The 13,710-nt window shown below is 57.7% G+C and carries 11 protein-coding genes and 2 pseudogenes; 7 read left to right on the forward strand and 6 right to left on the reverse strand.

Annotation, left to right across the window (positions count from 1 at the left end):
- The first annotated feature begins 16 nt into the window (after nucleotides 1–16).
- Together B4968_RS14825 and B4968_RS24595 are read left to right on the forward strand one after the other, a co-directional pair.
- Nucleotides 17–913: a cytochrome-c peroxidase gene (locus tag B4968_RS14825; RefSeq protein WP_241525766.1), complete on the forward strand. Its 897-nt coding sequence runs from the start codon at nucleotides 17–19 to the stop codon at nucleotides 911–913.
- An 11-nt stretch (nucleotides 914–924) separates the two neighbouring features.
- Complete coding sequence (locus B4968_RS24595) at nucleotides 925–1,128, forward strand: hypothetical protein (RefSeq protein WP_241525767.1); 204 nt, start codon at nucleotides 925–927, stop codon at nucleotides 1,126–1,128.
- 210 nt (nucleotides 1,129–1,338) lie between these two features.
- Here B4968_RS24595 and B4968_RS14830 read toward each other — a convergent pair whose 3' ends face one another.
- The 6 genes and pseudogenes from B4968_RS14830 to miaA all read right to left on the reverse strand — a co-directional run bounded on the left by B4968_RS14830 (nucleotide 1,339) and on the right by miaA (nucleotide 10,129).
- Nucleotides 1,339–3,426 (reverse strand): dipeptide ABC transporter ATP-binding protein, encoded by a 2,088-nt coding sequence (locus tag B4968_RS14830; RefSeq protein WP_083100214.1) that lies wholly within the window; start codon nucleotides 3,424–3,426, stop codon nucleotides 1,339–1,341.
- Between the two features lie 108 nt (nucleotides 3,427–3,534).
- Nucleotides 3,535–4,980, reverse strand: coding sequence for an ABC transporter permease (locus B4968_RS14835; protein WP_083100216.1), 1,446 nt, complete (start codon nucleotides 4,978–4,980; stop codon nucleotides 3,535–3,537).
- 15 nt (nucleotides 4,981–4,995) lie between these two features.
- Nucleotides 4,996–6,048 (reverse strand): ABC transporter permease, encoded by a 1,053-nt coding sequence (locus B4968_RS14840; protein ID WP_083100218.1) that lies wholly within the window; start codon nucleotides 6,046–6,048, stop codon nucleotides 4,996–4,998.
- A 123-nt stretch (nucleotides 6,049–6,171) separates the two neighbouring features.
- Nucleotides 6,172–7,836, reverse strand: a complete 1,665-nt coding sequence (locus B4968_RS14845; RefSeq protein WP_083100220.1) for an ABC transporter substrate-binding protein — start codon at nucleotides 7,834–7,836, stop codon at nucleotides 6,172–6,174.
- A gap of 394 nt (nucleotides 7,837–8,230) precedes the next feature.
- Complete coding sequence (locus tag B4968_RS14850) at nucleotides 8,231–9,043, reverse strand: helix-turn-helix transcriptional regulator (protein WP_083100223.1); 813 nt, start codon at nucleotides 9,041–9,043, stop codon at nucleotides 8,231–8,233.
- 211 nt (nucleotides 9,044–9,254) lie between these two features.
- A pseudogene (gene miaA, locus B4968_RS14855) lies at nucleotides 9,255–10,129 on the reverse strand (tRNA (adenosine(37)-N6)-dimethylallyltransferase MiaA).
- Between the two features lie 141 nt (nucleotides 10,130–10,270).
- Here miaA and pyrH point away from each other — a divergent pair.
- From pyrH to B4968_RS14880, 5 genes and pseudogenes are all read left to right on the forward strand, one after another.
- Nucleotides 10,271–11,017 carry a UMP kinase gene (pyrH, locus tag B4968_RS14860; protein WP_083100225.1) on the forward strand — a complete coding sequence of 249 codons (747 nt, stop codon included), beginning with the start codon at nucleotides 10,271–10,273 and terminating at the stop codon, nucleotides 11,015–11,017.
- Nucleotides 11,018–11,419: 402 nt separating this feature from the next.
- Nucleotides 11,420–11,983 carry a ribosome recycling factor gene (gene frr / locus B4968_RS14865; protein ID WP_083100229.1) on the forward strand — a complete coding sequence of 188 codons (564 nt, stop codon included), beginning with the start codon at nucleotides 11,420–11,422 and terminating at the stop codon, nucleotides 11,981–11,983.
- Nucleotides 11,984–11,991: 8 nt separating this feature from the next.
- A complete protein-coding gene (uppS, locus tag B4968_RS14870; RefSeq protein WP_083100227.1) occupies nucleotides 11,992–12,777 on the forward strand; it encodes an undecaprenyl pyrophosphate synthase in 786 nt (261 codons plus the stop codon).
- Complete coding sequence (locus B4968_RS14875) at nucleotides 12,777–13,568, forward strand: phosphatidate cytidylyltransferase (protein WP_083100231.1); 792 nt, start codon at nucleotides 12,777–12,779, stop codon at nucleotides 13,566–13,568. Before uppS ends, B4968_RS14875 begins: the two co-directional genes overlap by 1 nt.
- 17 nt (nucleotides 13,569–13,585) lie before the next feature.
- A pseudogene (locus B4968_RS14880) lies at nucleotides 13,586–13,710 on the forward strand (1-deoxy-D-xylulose-5-phosphate reductoisomerase); the annotation flags it as partial.

The raw sequence follows: 13,710 nt of genomic DNA on the forward strand, positions 1-13,710 counted from the left end.
TGATGACTTTGAAACAATGACTTGCAAACTCCCCGGCGTTTTGCATCTCGCGGTGCTGGCCATTGTTGCCTCCGCAGCCACGGTGTCTTGCGCTGAAGACAAGCTTTCCGAGTTGCAAAAACTGGGTGAAGCGCTGTTTCACGACGCAAACCTGTCCATGAGCCGAAGTCAGTCCTGTGCCAGCTGCCATGAGCCATCGCAGGGGTTTGCGGATGCGCGCCGTGCTGCCGATGGGGCGTTCTCACTGGGAGATGATGGCCGGTCTTTGGGCAATCGCAACGCGCCAACAGCCGCCTATGCCGCCTTTGTTCCCCCTTTGCAACTGCATGAGGATGGCGTCTGGCGGGGCGGGCTGTTTTGGGATGGACGCGCCCGCGATCTGGAAGAACAGGCCGCAGGGCCACCGCTCAACCCGGTTGAGATGGCATTGCCCAACAAACAGGTTGTTCTGCAGAGGCTGCAGAAAAATGAGTTTTATATTCAATCCTTTGCAGCACTTTTTTCACCTGATGCCCTGCGTGATGAAGACCAGAGTTTTGCAGCCATGACACAGGCGATTGCCGCTTATGAGCGCAGCGAGTCCTTTGCGCCCTTTGACAGTAAATATGATCGCTATCTGGCAGGAAAAGCAGAGTTGTCAGCGGAGGAAGAGCTGGGCCGTGTCCTGTTCTTTTCACAGCAGTTCACCAACTGCAATCAATGTCAGCAGTTCGCAAAAGCCCGATGGGCGCGCAGGAGACCTTTAGCGATTACAGCTATCATAATATCGGGGTGCCGCGAAATCCGCATGTTGTCAGCCTGGCAGGCATGCCCGAGAGCTATGTCGATGCGGGGCTTTTGGCTAATCCAGCGGTTCAGGACCCGGCGCAGCGGGGTAAATTTCGCACGCCAACGCTGCGCAATGTGGCGGTGACGGGGCCCTATATGCACAATGGCGCGTTTCAGGATCTGCGTACCGTGGTGCTGTTTTACAATCGCTACAACAGCAAGGCCAAGGCGGCGCAGATCAATCCGGAAAGCAAAGCTGCATGGGGTCCGGCTCCGGGGCCGCAGACACTGTCAGTAAAAGAGCTCACCCATGGGCCCGCGCTGGATGCCCGCCGTATTGATCACTGGTGGCCTTTCTGAAAACGCTGACAGATCAGCGTTATGAGGATCTTTTGGCTGAGTGAGTACCAAGGCTCTCCTCCCGTTATGCCGCCCGTCTTGATGCCGCCTGTCTTGATCCCCCTGTCTTGATGCCCCCGTCTTGCCTGCAGTCAAAGCAACAGGCCGACAGCACGAGGGGCATTGGCAAGGCGAGCATATTCGCAGGCGGGCTGGCAGGCGCGGGCAGGGCTATTCGGCGGCCATTTTGATTACAGGGCTCATACGCTGCAGCACCTCATCACTGAGGTGACATTTGATCTGATGTCCGGCCTCCCGTTGTCGCACAGGCGGCACCTCACTGTCACAAAGCCCGCCGGGAACCTCGTTTTTCCAGCGACACCGGGTTTGGAAGGGGCAGCCACTGGGTGGGTCCATCGCTGATGGGATATCTCCTTCCAGCACGATATGTTCTTTGACGATGGATGTGTCGGCGATCGGAACCGCGCTGTGCAGCGCCTCTGTATAGGGATGATAGGGCGGTGCAAAAACCTGATCGGTACTGCCCAGCTCAACCACATGGCCAAGGTACATCACCATCACCCGGTCACTGAGATAGCGCACGATTGACAGATCATGGCTGATAAACAGCAGCGTGGTCTTTTCCTTGCGTTGGATCTCCATCAGCAAATCCGTCACCGCCGCCTGCACCGAGACATCCAGCGCCGAGACCGGCTCGTCTGCGACCACAATCCGGGCCCCGCCAGAGAAGGCGCGGGCGATGCCAACCCGTTGCTTTTGCCCGCCCGACAGCTGTCGCGGCATCCGCTCGGCAAAGGCACGCGGCAGGTTCACAAGGTCCAGCAGCTCTAGCATGCGCTGCTGTCGTTCCTGATCACTGGTGCCCACATCAAAGATTTCCAGCGCCCGGATGATCTGGCGCCCCACAGTCATCGAAGGGTTCAGGGTGTCAAACGGGTTCTGAAATACCATCTGCACATCTGAAATGGTGCGGGTGTCACGCGCCTCGATCGCGGTCTGTTCGATGTTCTGGCCATCCAGCAGGATTTGGCCTTCTGTCGCGGTCTCCAGCCCCATCAGGACCTTGGCAAAGGTGGATTTACCGCACCCGGACTCTCCGACGATGGCCAGTGTTTCAGATTCGCGGGCCTCAAAGCTCAGGGTTTCATTGGCTTTGACGACCTTCTTGGCACCGCCGCCAAACAGGGCATTTGCCGCCACCTCATAGTATTTCTTCAGGTTCTCGATCTTCAGAACCACCTTGCCGGGTTCGGTCTTTTCCTTTTGCTCACCGATTTCAATCGGGGCGTTCCAGTCGATCTCCTGGAATTTCACACAGCGCGTCGCGTGCCGGTCATTACCTGCCACATCCGCCATCGGGATCTGGCCGCTATCGCAGCGCCCGGCCTCGAAATAGTCGCAGCGCGGGCCAAAGTTACAGCCGGGCGGGCGTTCATGAGGCAGTGGAAAATTACCGGGGATTGCGACCAGCGGATGGGCGTTTTTGTCGGCACTGGGCAGCGGGATCGAGCGGAACAACGCCTGGGTATAGGGGTGCTGCATATCGTCAAACACATCCGCGATTGAGCCGCGCTCAACCGCCTCGCCGGAATACATCACGCAGACCCTGTCGCAGGTTTCCAGGATAAGCCCCAGATTATGGCTGATAAACAGCATCGAGGTGCCGTATTTTTTGCCAAGATCGCGGACAAGCTCCACAACGGCGGCCTCGACAGTGACGTCCAGCGCGGTTGTGGGCTCATCCAGGATCAGCAGCGCCGGTTTGGACATGAGGGCCATGGCAATCACGATGCGCTGCTGCTGGCCGCCAGAGAGCTGATGCGGATAGGAGTTCAGCATGCGCTCGGGGTCGGGCAGACGCACATCTGTCACCACCTCCAGCGCACGACTGCGGGCCTCCTGTTCGCTGACCCCTTCGTGGATCATCGGCACTTCCATCAGTTGTCGCCCGATTTTCATGGCCGGGTTCAGGCTGGCCATCGGTTCCTGGTAGATCATGGCGATCTCGTTACCGCGCACATCGCGCAGCTCCTCTGCGCTCATCTCGGCCAGGTCACGGCCCTTGAATTTGATCGAGCCCCCAACGATGCGGCCGTTCTTGCCAAGATCCTGCATCACGCCAAGCGCCACGGTGGATTTGCCACAGCCCGACTCGCCCACCAGTCCAACCGCTTCGCCCGGCTGTACCGCGACAGAAAAATCCATCACGGCGGGGATTTCGCGCAGGCGGGTGAAAAAAGAAAACGACAGTTTTTCGATCTCGAGGGTCGGGCCGTTGTGTTCTGCCAGTTTGTTCATCTCATGGGTCTCCCTGTCTGGAGCGGTCCTGCGTGCCGTGATCTGGCCGGGACCTGTCTTGTTCAGTGGCGAAGGCCCGGTGATGCGGGCCCTCGATAGGAGATGGTTTTAGTCTTTCAGGCTCTCTTCGCGCAGACCATCCGCCAACAGATTAAGGCCAAGCACCATGCTGAGCAGCGCAATCGCCGGCGGCAGTGCCGGGTGCAGATAGATCATCAAAAGCTTACGGCCCTCATTGATGGTGGAGCCCCAATCGGGGCTTTCCGGCGGCAGGCCCAGCCCAAAGAATCCAAGGGTGCCAAGCAGGATGGTGGTATAGCCAATGCGCAGGCAGAAATCGACAATCAAAGGCCCGCGTGCATTGGGCAGCACTTCCCAGAGCATAATGTACCAGGGCCGCTCTCCCCGGGTCTGGGCCGCAGCCACATAGTCACGGGTTTTGATATCCATGGCGAGGCCGCGCACGATGCGAAACACCGTGGGAGAGTTCACAAAGACCACCGAGACAAAGACCACAAGAATGCCGCCGGGGATGTCAATGATATCGATGGTTTTGGTGAGGAAATCGACCTTGGAGCCGGGGTCATTTACCACCAACAGATAGAGCATCAGCAGCGGCAGCAGTACGATGGCAAGCCACAGATAATTTTTCGACGGCTGGGTGCGAAACCGCGAGTTGATCAAAACGGCAAAGAAGATCAGCGGAAAGGAAAACAGCACAATTGCCATGTATTGTGGCAGACCTGTTTGCACGATTTCAGGCGTGACCAGCAGGTAGAACAGCAAGATCACCGGGAAGGCCAGGATCAGGTTGGCAAGAAAGGACAAAAGCGTGTCCAGACGCCCACCAAAGTAGCCTGCGGGCAGGCCAAGAGTTATGCCAACCATAAAGGCAAAAAGGGTCGCGAGAGGCGCAATCTTGACTACTTCCCAGGCGCCTTTGACCGTTCGGCTAAAGACGTCACGGGCCAGATTATCACCGCCCAGAAGATACCACTGGAAATCGCCCTCACCAGGGCTGCGCAGGGGAGTGCCGGGGACCTTATTCTTAAGGCCAGAGATTTGCGCCAGCGGGTCATCATGGGTGACGATCATGTCAAAGGCGCCAAAGACGCCGGTGAAGACCCAGAACATCACCAGCGCAAAGCCGATCATCCCGATGGGGCTGTCAAACAGTTTGCCATAAAGGCCCAGCCGCCGTTTGAAAGCGATCGACAGGGTGAAAAGCAGAACCAAAGCGATCCAAACGGGTAGGAACTGCCGTGCCATCGCTCCAATGATGCCGGCCTGCGTGCCGAGAATAAGTCCCAGCACCAGGTAGCTAAAGATCAGCAGGGTTGCCGCCAGAAAGCAGAGCTTTACCGCCAGGCTGGCAATATCACGCGGCCCAGAGCTGAGGCTCAGGCTGCCGCCGGCGCTATTGATGGCGCGGTTTTCTGGCAGCACCGCATTGAGCACGATCCAAGAGAGCACCGAGAGGCCCAGAAGGCCAAAAACCAGGGTGAGCAAGGGGGTCAGGAAGGCAATTTGGCCAGTCCAGCTGAGGGGGTCCATGTCTGTCTCCTTCCTTTATGAAATGCGAATGCGTGGGTTGAGGTAGACATAGCCGATGTCTGAAATCAGTTGGGTCACAAGAACGACAAAGACGGAGACGACTGAAATCGCCAGCAGCAGCTCGATATCGTTATTGCCTGCGGCCTGAACCAGTATCCAGCCAAAGCCTTTGTAATTGAACAGGGTTTCAACAATCACCACGCCGTTCAGCAGCCAGGGCAACTGCAGCATGATGACAGTGAAGGGCGCAATAAGCGCGTTGCGCAGGGCATGTTTCAACACGATCTTGGGAAAACTCACGCCTTTCAGGCGCGCGGTGCGGATATACTGCGCCGTCATCACCTCGGTCATCGAGGCGCGCGTCATGCGGGCGATATAGCCCAATCCATAAAGCGCGATTGTCAGAACCGGCAGGAAGAAGTTTTCAAACGTCGGGTTATCCGTGGCCGCGGTGGCGGAGCCCTTGAACCATTTCAGCCCAACTGTTGAGGAGGTGAAGATGGCAATAAACACCACGCCCGAGACATATTCAGGCGTGGCAGTCGTCAGGATTGAGACTGTGGAGAGGCTGCGATCGGTCACTGACCCTTCACGCATGCCCGCCAGAACACCGATAATCAGCGCCGAGGGGATCATCAAAAGCAAAACCCAGCCCATCAGCCGCATGGTATTTCCCAATCTTTCAGAGACCACGCTGGCGACGTCTTTTTGCAGAACGGTTGAATGCCCCCAGTCACCCTGAAGGATGCCGCAGAAACGGGCGGCGTTTGCCGCCTCAGAGGCGCTTACGACGCCAGTCATGCAGCGACCGGTCATGCCCTCGTCGGTGCTACGGGTCCAGCCAGGCAGCACCCCAAGCCATTGACCGTATTTCACCACGGTTGGCTGGGCATAACCGTTGTTATCCAGCCAGCTGGCGACCGCTTCATCGGACATACGAAAGTTGCCTTGGGTTTTGGCAAGCTTTTCCAGGTTCGGCGCAAGATTGGTGAGTGTGAAAACGATGAACGTCAGGCATAGCGCCGTCAGAAGCATCACGCCCGATCGGCTTAAAATGAACAATCCCATAGGGTTCCCTGTCAGTCTGGCGTCAAAACCGGCACTGCGCTGACGCGTGCCGTTGTTGTTTTTGGCTGCCCTGAGCCGCAGCAGTCATAGCGCGGCTCAGGGTGAGGGATGTGGTGGAGGGCCTTACGCTGACCAACCCCATTTGTAGTGGTGATGTTCAAAGGTCACGTGCATGTCGGCATTGGCAACGCCCTCACGCATGTGGCGGTACAGCGAGCGCCAGTAGGGCTGAATGGTGACGCCTTCTTCCTGGATGATCATCTCCATTTTCTTCATCACCTCGCGGCGCGTGTCAGCATCGGCAATCGCCAGAGCCTGGGTCAGCAGGCCATCAAACTCTTCATTGGACCAGCCAAATTCGTTCCAGGCCTCACCGGAACGGTAGGCAAGGGCATGAATTTGGACACCCAGAGGCCGTGGGTTCCAGTTGGTTGAGCTGAAGGGGTATTTGACCCAGTCATTCCAAAAGGTGGTACCGGGCAGAACTGTGCGCTTTACCTTAAAGCCGGCATCGCGCAGCTGTGCGGCCACGGCATCAGTTGTGTTTTTGCGCCAGTCATCGTCGATCGACATGATCTCATGCTCAAAATCCATCATGCCAGCTTCTTCCATCAGAGCACGCGCCGCTGCGGGATCATATTTCTGCGCAGGCAGTTCGGCATATTCGGGATGGATTGGACCGACATGGTGATTTTCGGCGACCTGGCCACGGTTGCCATAGCCCAGCTCAAGACAAACCGCGTTGTCCACCGCCAAATGCAGCGCCTGACGGACGCGTTTGTCTGCGTAGGGACGTTTGCCGTCGATTTCGGCCAACTGGTTTGGCCGCACAACAATGGTCGCCATGGTGACAACTTCGGATTTGTTGTAGCCAAGACCGTCCATCACATCGATGAATTCACCAACCGATTCATAGAGCATATCGACTTCGTCGGATTCCAGAGCCGCCAGCCATGAGGACGGATCGGTGCCAAAATCGGTATATTCGATCCGGTCGAGCGCAGGTTTGCCATAGATCGCCTCGCCCCACCATGTGTGGTTGGTATTGCGGTCAAGAACGGCTTTCACCCCAACTTCAAGCGAAGACAACAGATAGGGGCCGGTGCCGACGTTCTGTGTGAAATCATTGGTTTGAAAGCTGGAGTGCATGATGGCGGCCGGGTAGTCGGCCATGCCCGCAATCAGCGAAATGTCCGGGCCAGGCAGGTTCAGGCGCACGGTGTGATCATCGACGATCTCAATGCTGCCTTCGGTCGCCATACCTGTGTCCGGATCAACCAGGGTGCCAAACCGACCCGCCATTGAGTTGCCTTCGAGGCTTTTGTCGCACCAGCCGGTAATATTGCGCGCGACGTCTTGTGCGGTGAAGGCATCGCCGTTGTTCCAGGTCACGCCCTTGCGCACATGCAGGGTATAGACGGTGGCGTCGTCGTTGACTTCCCAGCTCTCCAGCAGCATGCCGCGGATCGAGCCGTCGTTGTTGTATTCAACAAGATATTCGTTTGTACCGCGCGTCTGGTTGGCCATCTGCGACCAGTCATATGTGCGCGGATCTTTCAGCGGGCGCACTTCCATCTGGACGCGCAGCGTGCCGCCGGACTTCATTGTGCTCGCAGCTTCTGCCGGGGCAGTCAGGCCAAGCAACCCATAGGCCGCAGCTGCGCTGACACCCAGACCGGTCGCGCGGGCGAGAAATTCCCGGCGATCCATTTTGCCTTCGGCGACCTCATGCGCATGCATCTTTGCTGCCCAATGTGGCTGAACTGCTGTGGTGGAAACTTTGGTCATTCGGTTCTCCCTTTTGTGCACCGCTGGGGAGTGTTCTCCCCAATTGGACATTGCCAATTTGTTTCTGGATACGGCGCCAGAATAGCTGCGGTTTTGGCTTGTTGCCTTTTGATAACGTCATTCGGCCCTAGTTCTGGAGGCAGGTCAATGCTCAGAATCGTCTTTTGGGGGCAAAAATGCGACATTATTTGCGTCGGTTTTGGAGTGTTGAGGGTTTGGTCAGCGGGAACTGGGCACTTCTGCCCAGTTCTGCCCGATTTTACACGTAGCCGGTTTTGTCCGGGCGACAGCACATTTTTCGTTATGAGTCGCGTGCCGGAGGCGGTATTTCGGCCTCAATAAAACGGAGGGCGCTGGCACGCAGGGCGTGTGTGACGACTGTGGCAGTACCGCTTTAGGGTCTTTTGCGCGCAGAGCGGCGCAATGTGCTTGGGGTTTGCCCGGTATGTTGGGTGATGAAGCGGGTGAAATAGGCCGGGCTGCCAAACCCGATCCGCTCTGCAATATCGCGCATGCTCATTTCCGAGAAAACCAACAGGCTGCGGGCGGCGTGCAGTTGACGCTCCGTCAGCAGCGCGGCCGCCGTTTTTCCGGTCTCTGCCTTGCAGACCCGGGTCAAATGGGTCGGCGTTACATTCAGCGCTGCGGCATGATCTGCCATAGTGGTGCGGGCGTCAAAATATTCGCAAACACGCTGGCAATAGGCCTGTGACAGGCGGCGGGCGGCAGTTGGGCGTTCCGGCGGCAGTGGGCCCGAGGGCGGCAGTCGCCGCAACTGAATACTGATCAATTCGCTATAAGACTGCAGGGCGCGTCGCCAAAGGGCAGGGTGGCCAGCCTGCTCTTGCACCATGGCCTCTAACAGGGCATTCAGGCGCGCCTGCTCCCGGGCGTCAGAAATCTTGAGATGCAACGGCTCGTCTGGTGTCGCAACGGGGGCCGAGACCGGAATGCGCAGGGCCTGCCCCAGGCACTGACGCCCGAATTCTACCGACCACAGCGAGCGAGCAGGGAAAAACAGGGCGCTATGGGCGCTGAACCCCCTCTGGCTGCCTCCCATCATCAATCGTCCCTGACCACGTGTTATCCAGATCAGCAGGTGTTCACTGCGATCATGTGCCAACTCGGTTTGCCAGGCACCGTCCGGCGCAAGTCTGGCGAGTGGGACAACCTGGATCTCTTCGGTGGGATTGGGGTCAAACGGCATGCAGGGCGAAAGCTTTATATAAATTTCACCTTATAAGGCCAGCAGCGCATGATTTTTTGATTCGGGCAAGTTCTGCCGATAGATGCATTTTGAAGTTATGTTTTGGGCGTCAGGGTGAAAACCCGCAGCCTGGGTCTCTGTACAGATCTGTTTAGTGCTGGGGCGCGCTGCAAAACTGTTTCAGTTTGTTCTCAGGAAATCCGCTCCGGTCTCATTGTGACACGGCGCCAGACTGGATGGTTACCCAGTCTTTCATTCTGGAGCGAAACCAGCTGCGCTGGCGTTTGGCGTAGCGCCGGGTGGCAATGGAGGCTTGCTCTCGCGCTTGGTCCAAAGTCAGCAGGCCGGAAACATATCCCATCAACTCTGGCACACCGATGGCCTTGCAGGACGAAAGGGAGGGATCATAGTGCGGGCGCATGGCCTCGACCTCCTCTAGCGCGCCTGGTGTCACCATAATATCAAAACGTTGCCGGATTCTGGGTTCCAGCCACTCTTTCGGGCTGTGCATAACCATCGCTGTGCAGTCTGTGATCGGCAGGGCAGGCGGGGGCGTGTCGTCCTGCCAATCCGCCAAAGAACGCCCGGTTGAGCGCAAGACCTCCCAGGCCCGCTGTACGCGGGGGCGGGTTGCCAGAGCAATACGGGCTGCGGTCTTGGCATCCAGCTCCTGCAGCAGCTGCGCCAGGGACATGGTGTCTCCCCCTGCGTGCGAATCTCTGCTGCGGTTGCGGGAATTTCTGCCAGGCCCTCGGTGAGCATAGAAAAATATAACCCGGTTCCCCCCACGAAAATGAGACGCTGGGGACCCGCCAGCAGGCGGTTGACCTCACGTAACCAGTGACCTGCGGAATAGTCCTCGTTGTATTTCACATGCCCATAGAGCTGGTGTGGCAGCTGGTCCTCATCTTCCCGGCTGGGGCGCGCGGTGATGATGCGCCAGCAATCATAGATCTGGCTGGCATCGGCATTGACGATCACACCGCCTTGTTTTTCGGCGATTTCCATCGCCAGTCGTGATTTCCCCGAAGCGGTGGGGCCGGCCAGGAGCACGGGTTTGTCCGGGTCGATATCAGGCAGCAGCATAAGGGTTCCGTTCGCAGGTTTGCGGTTTTTGCCAAAAGCAGATGAGAAACAGGCGGGAAAGCGGTCAGGCCGCATTGAAACTCGCGGCATTTTGCTCCATTTTGCCGCGCAACCTAACCCCCTCATCTGCCGGAGCGCAACATGCCCCTTGATCTCGAAACGCTGGATACTGTTCCAGACGCTACCTATAACCGTGTCATGCTGAAAATCTCCGGTGAAGCATTGATGGGAGATCAGGGTTTTGGTCTGCACCCGCCCACCGTTCAGCGGATCGCGCGCGAAGTAAAAACCGTGCACGATATGGGGGTTGAGATCTGCATGGTGATTGGCGGCGGCAATATCTTCCGTGGTCTTTCCGGAGCAGCACAGGGGATGGAGCGGACCACTGCTGACTATATGGGCATGCTGGCGACCGTCATGAACGCCCTGGCGATGCAAAGCGCGCTGGAGGATCTGGGTGTGTTTTGCCGGGTGATCTCGGCGATTCCCATGGATCAGGTCTGCGAGCCCTACATTCGCCGCCGCGCCGTACGCCACCTGGAAAAGAAACGGGTCTGCATCTTTGCCGCCGGAACCGGGAACCCCTATTTTACCACCGATACTGCCGCGACGCTGCGCGCCAACGAAATGGGCTGCGAGGTGATCTTTAAGGGCACCAAGGTGGACGGGGTATATGACAAAGACCCTGAAAAACACGCTGATGCCCAACGCTATGACGTGGTGAGCTTTGACGATGTGCTGGCCAAACGTCTTGGCGTCATGGATGCCTCGGCCATTGCGCTGGCGCGCGACAACAACCTGCCGATCATCGTGTTCTCACTGGATGAGCCCGGTGGCTTTCGCGGAATTCTGGCAGGCGAAGGCACCTATACCAAAGTGCAGGGCTAACGCGGGCCGTTCCCTGCGGCACTATTGGGGGGCGGCAAAACTCTGGATCGCCTTGCCGGTGTTATACAGTGTTTTCGCCCCGTGTGTTCGCCCTGTCTTCAGCTGTCATGCCAGTGTTACCGGGCGCGCCTAGGCTGCGCTCAGCATCGTTTCGCAGAAGGTGATGGATGGGGGAATTGTTCCACCCCGGAGGTGCTATGGTCCCCCCTGGACCCCAAAACTCTGCGCGTGATGGCCTGGCTGTCGCGCGCAATTTCCTTCTCAAGGCACCAGTGTTTTTGCCCCCAAACCATGTGTTTCGCGCAAAGCCTGCGCAGAAATCCATGTCATGATCGCTATACATTGACGGACCAATGGCTTATGAGCGGGACAAAGACTGCCTCAAGTCAGGGGAGAGAAGAGATTTCTGACGATTTTGAACTGGATACCGACGATCTGAAACGCCGCATGGATGGTGCGATGGCGAATCTGAAAACGGAATTCGCCTCCTTACGCACCGGTCGGGCCTCGGGCTCCATGCTGGAGCCTGTGATGGTGGATGCCTATGGCTCGATGACGCCGATCAACCAGGTTGGCACCGTAAACGTTCCCGAGCCGCGCATGGTGACCATCAACGTCTGGGATAAATCCCTGGTTGGTAAGGTGGAAAAAGCCATCCGGAATTCCGGTCTTGGTATCAATCCGCAGCTGAACGGCACCATCATCATGCTGCCAATTCCCGAGCTCAACGAAGAACGTCGCCGCGAGCTGACCAAAGTTGCCGGCACCTATGCCGAACACGGTCGCGTCTCGATCCGCAACGTACGGCGCGATGGCATGGATCAGATCAAGAAGGCCAAGGCCGACGGCATGTCCGAGGATGATCAGAAATTCTGGGAATCTGAGGTGCAGGAGCTGACCGATACAATGATCAAACTTGTGGATGACGCGCTTGAGCACAAGCAGGCCGAAATCATGCAGGTCTGAACCGTTTTATGCCCAGTTTTTTGCCCAGTGATCCCAATACCAGTGATCCCAATACCAGTGCAGACGCCGATACGCCTGACGAACAGGCGCAATCCGGCCCGCGGCATGTTGCCATCATCATGGATGGCAATGGCCGCTGGGCACAGGCGCGGGGACGGCCGCGTCTTTTTGGCCACCATGCCGGTGCCCGCCGGGTGCGCGAGGTGGTGGAGTGTTGCCCGCAGTTTGGGGTCAGGTATCTGACGATATTTGCCTTTTCTACGGAAAACTGGAAAAGAACCCAGGTTGAGATCTCAGGCCTGATGAGCCTGTTTCGCCGCTATATCTCCAAAGAAATGAAGGCTTTAGCCGCACGCAATGTGCGGGTGCGCTTTATTGGTGACCGGGTGCGCCTGGATGAAAAGCTGGTGCGCCTGATGGATGAGCTTGAGCTGGAAACGGCCAAAAACGATGGCACCCATCTGACAATCGCATTGAACTATGGCGGCCGCGATGAAGTGGCCCGTGCCACCAAGCGGCTGGCGCAGGATGTGGCCTCAAAGCGTCTTTTGCCAGACGACATCGACGAAGAAACCCTGCCGCGCTACCTCGACACCCATGTGTTGCCTGACCCTGATCTGGTCATCCGGACCAGTGGCGAGGCGCGGATTTCGAATTTTCTGCTCTGGCAGTCTGCCTATGCTGAATACGAGTTCATTGATACGCTCTGGCCTGATTTCACCGCCGAAGAGCTGGGGCGTTTGTGCCAGCGATTTGGCGCAAGAGACCGGCGTTTCGGGGCGGTCAAGAAATGATGCGGGGGCAGCAGGGACGTTGGGGGGATCTGATGCCACGGCTGCTGTCCGCTCTTGTGATGGTTGCGATTGGTGCATTTTCAATCTGGGCAGGGGGCTTTTTCTTTAGCCTGACGATCGCTCTGTGCTGTGGTGTCATGGTCTGGGAGTTGAGCCAAATGCTGGCGCCGCGCCGGTTTGGCACCGCGGTGCAGCTTGGGGCGCTGACGGTCCTGGTGGTGTTTGCCTCGGGGGGTGTTCCGATACTGTTGGGATTGGCTCTGCTGATTTTGCCCGCGGCTTTGGGCTGGATCCTGCTGGGAGAGGACACCGACATCAGGTTTTCGCTGTTTTCGCTTTGGATCGCTCTGGCCGGGTTCAGTTTTATCTGGCTGCGCAATGACCTGGGCGCGCTCTGGCTGATCTGGTTGGTCGTGGTTGTGGTTGCAACGGATGTTGCCGGCTACTTTGCAGGTAAAACCTTTGCAGGCCCCAAATTCTGGCCGCGCATCAGTCCAAAAAAGACCTGGTCTGGCACAGGAGCTGGCTGGCTGGCGGCTGCTGTGGTTGGGGCCTGTTTTACGCCTGTGTTTGGCATGGGGTTTGGCACAGGGTTTGGCTTTGTGCTCGCCTCGGTGCTGGTCGCAATGGCCAGCCAGGCGGGCGATGTCGCGGAAAGTGCCCTGAAACGCCAGACCGGCGTCAAAGACTCAAGCGCGCTTATACCGGGGCATGGTGGTTTGCTCGACCGGTTCGACGGGATGCTGGGCGCTGCTGCCATGTTCCTGCTTCTCTTTACATTTCTGGGATAGCCTGAGCGGGCAGTACCATGCGGAAAATTTCCATTTTTGGCGCCACAGGCTCTATTGGTCAAAGCACCATAGATCTCATTCGGCGTGATGCTGCGGCCTATGATGTCGTAGTCCTGACCGGCGGGCACAATATTGCGCAGCT

Source organism: Pseudophaeobacter leonis (genome assembly GCF_002087335.1).
GTDB classification, from domain to species: domain Bacteria; phylum Pseudomonadota; class Alphaproteobacteria; order Rhodobacterales; family Rhodobacteraceae; genus Pseudophaeobacter; species Pseudophaeobacter leonis.

Bases quoted from the DNA above. Each gene is read 5' to 3' on its own strand.
- B4968_RS14825 (WP_241525766.1), top strand. From the start codon at position 17: ATGACTTGCAAACTCCCCGGCGTTTTGCATCTCGCGGTGCTGGCCATT.
- B4968_RS24595 (WP_241525767.1), top strand. From the start codon at position 925: ATGCACAATGGCGCGTTTCAGGATCTGCGTACCGTGGTGCTGTTTTAC.
- B4968_RS14830 (WP_083100214.1), bottom strand. From the start codon at position 3,426: ATGAACAAACTGGCAGAACACAACGGCCCGACCCTCGAGATCGAAAAA.
- B4968_RS14835 (WP_083100216.1), bottom strand. From the start codon at position 4,980: ATGGACCCCCTCAGCTGGACTGGCCAAATTGCCTTCCTGACCCCCTTG.
- B4968_RS14840 (WP_083100218.1), bottom strand. From the start codon at position 6,048: ATGGGATTGTTCATTTTAAGCCGATCGGGCGTGATGCTTCTGACGGCG.
- B4968_RS14845 (WP_083100220.1), bottom strand. From the start codon at position 7,836: ATGACCAAAGTTTCCACCACAGCAGTTCAGCCACATTGGGCAGCAAAG.
- B4968_RS14850 (WP_083100223.1), bottom strand. From the start codon at position 9,043: ATGCCGTTTGACCCCAATCCCACCGAAGAGATCCAGGTTGTCCCACTC.
- pyrH (WP_083100225.1), top strand. From the start codon at position 10,271: ATGCCCCTTGATCTCGAAACGCTGGATACTGTTCCAGACGCTACCTAT.
- uppS (WP_083100227.1), top strand. From the start codon at position 11,992: ATGCCCAGTTTTTTGCCCAGTGATCCCAATACCAGTGATCCCAATACC.
- B4968_RS14875 (WP_083100231.1), top strand. From the start codon at position 12,777: ATGCGGGGGCAGCAGGGACGTTGGGGGGATCTGATGCCACGGCTGCTG.